Origin of the sequence: Moorena sp. SIO4G3 (genome assembly GCF_010692305.1) — a bacterium.
Taxonomy (GTDB): Bacteria; Cyanobacteriota; Cyanobacteriia; order Cyanobacteriales; family Coleofasciculaceae; genus Moorena; species Moorena producens_A.
This window is the reverse complement of sequence record NZ_JAAHIG010000584.1, coordinates 1-3,716: the sequence shown is the minus strand read 5'-3', so window position 1 is coordinate 3,716 and position 3,716 is coordinate 1. Positions and strand designations below refer to the sequence as shown.

Below are 3,716 nucleotides of genomic sequence, written 5' to 3'. Positions count from 1 at the left end.
CTAGTGTGTGCCTGCAGAGTTGGGGGTTTTTTGTTGTTGACGCAGACGACGGAATACGCGATGGAGAGCTGGCGGGGACTGGAGTTCAGGGAGTCGGGATTCGGGAGTCGGGAGTCGGGAGTCGGGAGTCGGGAGTCGGGAGTCGGGAGTCGGGAGTCGGGAGTCGGGAGTCGGGAGTCGGGAGTCGGGAGTCGGGAGTCGGGGGTCGGGAGTCGGGAGTCGGGAGTCGGGAGTCGGGAGTCGGGAGTCGGGAGTCGGGAGTCGGGAGTCGGGAGTCGGGAGTCGGGAGTCGGGAGTCGGGGTAATAAAATTTAATGTACCTCATAAATATGATAAAAAATAGATACCTTTTCCGGTTAATAAATTATAGTTTTAATTCATCAATACCTATTTCATTAATTAATAATTAACAGGCTGAATATAGCGTTTATATCATGTCCGGATAATTACTCTGTCTTGATGCAGTCGCTCATGGGGGAAACCCCCAAGACCGCGCTGCATCGCTTAATAAAAATCTCCCCATCTCCCCATCTCCCCATCTCCCCATCTCCCCATCTCCCCATCTCCCCACACTTCCCACACTTCCCACACTTCCCTCTCTTTCCCGATTCCCGATTCCCGATTCCCGATTCCCTGCGCTATACTAATTCTTTTCAAGATACTTTTCTATCAATATTCTAATTTTTTTTAATTGAAATTCATCAGCATAATTAGATATAGTCTGAGCAAAGGTCACAAACTTATCATCTAATTGTTTAAGATTTTCTGCGGATTTAATAATCGCGAACATATTCCCTTTCTTGGCCAGGTCATAAAGTTCAGCTAATACATCAGCTGGGGGAGGTACAATAGCCTCTGGCAGAACTTTTTTAGCCGATTCAATTTTGATTTTTGATACTTCGGGATCATACTGTTCATATACCCATTCCAGTTGCAGATGCCGCTTTAATTTATCGAGTAATTCTTCAACGTTCACAGGCTTAGAAAGAATATCGCTCCAGCCTATATCCTGACTCTGTTGGTGTTCTAATTCATAAACACTGGCAGATGTCGCAATTACCATGATCTGTTTCAATTGCTCTGATGAGCGGATACGTCGCATCATTTCAAAGCCATCCATCACTGGCATCACTAAGTCAGTAATAATTAAGTCAGGGTGAAATTCTATAGCTTTTTCCAAACCCTCAACCCCATTACTCGCTTCCAAAAGTTTAAATCCCAGAGGTTGTAAAAAATTAACAATAAAAGAGCGATTATTCGGTTTGTCATCTACCACTACTATTTTACGCACCTTGCCCTGAAAACCAACGATAGTATTGGTATAAATTTTATTTTTGTGATCCATTACTGTGGTAGTAGGTAAATCCAAATCCACAGAAAAAACACTACCCTTGCCAGAAGTACTTTCAACTTTGATATGACTTCCCATGAGATTAACAATTTTCTGGCTAATAGCTAATCCCAGACCAGTGCCTTGATCTCGAATAGCACTATCCCCAAATTGTTCAAAGGGTAAAAATATTGTTTCCAATTCTTCTGGGTTGAGTCCGATGCCAGTATCTTCGATTTGAAATCGAATTCTAACCATGGGTGATTCGGGAGCTTTGCCTATTAGTGGCATGATTTTGTCTGTGATAACTTCCCCCTCTTGCTGATCTCTATAAATCCTAGGGAGTCGGGGTTGTACGGCTTTATCGTTACTGATCACCTCTACCTTGAAGGTTACTCCGCCATGGTCAGTAAACTTAAGAGCATTGCTCAGGAGGTTAATCAGAACTTGTCGCAGTCGTTTTTCATCAGCCACAATCCCTGCTGGTAGACAGGATGATGGTTGATAAATAAAAGAGATACCCTTTTGCTGAGCTTTGATACGGCAGATTTCTACAACCGAGATCAACAAAGTAGGAAAATGAATCTCTTTCGGCAACAGTTCCATTTTCCTGGCTTCAATTTTCGACAGCTCTAAGATGTCATTGATCAAGTGGAGCAAGTGAGTGCCACATTGGTAAACGAGATCGATACTATGCTTTTGTTTAGGGGTAGCGGTTTGATCCCGTTGGAGGATTTGGGCATAACCTAAAATGCCATTGAGAGGAGTACGCAGTTCATGAGTCATATTGGAGAGGAATTCACTTTTGGCTTGGCTAGCTAATTCAGCAGCTTCTTTAGCTTTTGCCAGTTCAATCGCTTGTTGTTTTAACTCCTGATTTTGAAGTTGCAGCTTTTCAGTTAACTCCTGAATCCGTAAATGGTTAATTATCCGAGTTAAGAGTTCCTCATGTTGGAGTGGCTTAGTGACATAATCGACTCCCCCAACTTCAAATCCTTTCACCTGATCCTCGGTACTAGATAACGCCGTCATAAAAATTACAGGAATATCTTTAGTAGCCTGATCCGCCTTCAAGCGACAGCAGGTTTCAAAGCCATCTATACCTGGCATCAAAACATCCAGTAAAATAATTTTAGGATGGGCATACTTAGCGCGTTTTAACCCACTTTAACCATCTTGGGATACTAAAATTGTGAATCCACAATCTTCTAAATAATCAAAAGCAACCCTTAAATTGGTGGGATTATCATCAATAATCAATATGGTATACTTTTTTAATTCAAAGTCATTTGTTTTAGCAATTACACTCATGGATTTTATTCCAGATGCAGATAGTCTTTAACCAAAGTAACAATGGCTTTTTATTGAAACCCTTTGGCTAAGTTTTTGAGTTTGGTGGGCTTTGGGAATGTAGTTGTAATCGACTGCTTCGAGGTATAGCAATTCCTAAGTATTCAGCGATCAGCCATTCCCGTAGCGTGGCCAACGGCCAAGGCCAACGGCTGACTGCTGACTGCACCTCAAGTAGCACATCTGTAGCGCATATGCTTACAGCAATTCTGGCGGAGGTTGTGAACTCTCATGGGGGTCTCAATAGACAACAGAAGCGAAAAAGATTCTGGAAGTCTTGCCCCAATTGAGCTAAAACCGCGCTTTCCTGAGAGGTCTAATCGATTGTGAACTCTCACGCGGGCATCCTGCCCGCACTACCAGGAATTTTGGACTTCTGGATTTTCACAACTCGCCCACGAAACCCGATAGTGAGTTCCTGGGCGAATTTTTGTCATACTGCCCAGCATCGCCAAGTTTATAGAGCACTTCCATTTCCTGAGGGGGGGTACTACAAAGCGTTGATCACAACTGGGTTTTGACCCCTGTTAGGACTTACGCAAATCCCTCAATTTAACGCTACCTGTAGGGTGGGCAAGGTTTTGCCCACCCTACCCATGGATTGTGTGCGTAAGTCCTGCCTGTGATCAAGCTACAGGCTGTTGAGATATTGGCTGATATACCCACTCTAACTGCAAATATTGCCCTAAGAAAACCAGTTACTGTTCCTGAAGAGGGGGAACAGACCCTCAGTGGGGCAACAAAAGGGGCTGGCAACTGTTAAGGATTTTCTCCAAGAATGTTGCACTATCTACAAAGATGTGTTAGACTTTAAACATAGATTCAGTTTCATTAGAGATACTTTGCGACTTACATTAAAGCCGAAAACCAAGGGTTTAAGGGTTGCGTTTTTTGTCAATAGTGGAATCAAATTTATGCGCTAAGCCGGGCATAGTCCGGGTAATGCCTTGGGAGATACCCCCTGGCTGGCAAAATCCAGCTTGCAAAGCGTGAGCCAAAATCTGATTTGTAGATTTTGGTAGCTAAAAAGTATCGG

General features: G+C 43.4%; 5 protein-coding genes and 1 pseudogene. All 6 read right to left on the bottom strand.

Going from position 1 to position 3,716, the window contains the following annotated elements; all coding sequences use genetic code 11:
- Positions 1-85: 85 nt before the first annotated feature.
- A complete protein-coding gene (locus F6J99_RS43180) occupies positions 86-325 on the bottom strand; it encodes a hypothetical protein (RefSeq protein ID WP_293123128.1) in 240 nt (79 codons plus the stop codon).
- Positions 326-504: 179 nt separating this feature from the next.
- Positions 505-657: a hypothetical protein gene (locus F6J99_RS43175; RefSeq protein ID WP_293123125.1), complete on the bottom strand. Its 153-nt coding sequence runs from the start codon at positions 655-657 to the stop codon at positions 505-507.
- A complete protein-coding gene (locus F6J99_RS46005) occupies positions 644-2,179 on the bottom strand; it encodes an ATP-binding protein (RefSeq protein ID WP_365975394.1) in 1,536 nt (511 codons plus the stop codon). The genes F6J99_RS43175 and F6J99_RS46005 overlap by 14 nt, the downstream gene beginning before the upstream one ends.
- A 90-nt stretch (positions 2,180-2,269) precedes the next feature.
- Positions 2,270-2,479 (bottom strand): annotated as a pseudogene (locus F6J99_RS46000) (response regulator); the annotation flags it as partial.
- An 18-nt stretch (positions 2,480-2,497) separates the two neighbouring features.
- Positions 2,498-2,641 (bottom strand): hypothetical protein, encoded by a 144-nt coding sequence (locus F6J99_RS43160; RefSeq protein WP_293123122.1) that lies wholly within the window; start codon positions 2,639-2,641, stop codon positions 2,498-2,500.
- 67 nt (positions 2,642-2,708) lie between these two features.
- A complete protein-coding gene (locus tag F6J99_RS43155; protein ID WP_293123119.1) occupies positions 2,709-2,849 on the bottom strand; it encodes a hypothetical protein in 141 nt (46 codons plus the stop codon).
- Between the last annotated feature and the right edge of the window lie 867 nt (positions 2,850-3,716).

What these genes read in the sequence shown, in the direction of transcription:
- F6J99_RS43160 (WP_293123122.1), bottom strand. Translation starts at nt 2,641, where the DNA reads ATGAGTGTAATTGCTAAAACAAATGACTTTGAATTAAAAAAGTATACC.
- F6J99_RS43180 (WP_293123128.1), bottom strand. Translation starts at nt 325, where the DNA reads ATGAGGTACATTAAATTTTATTACCCCGACTCCCGACTCCCGACTCCC.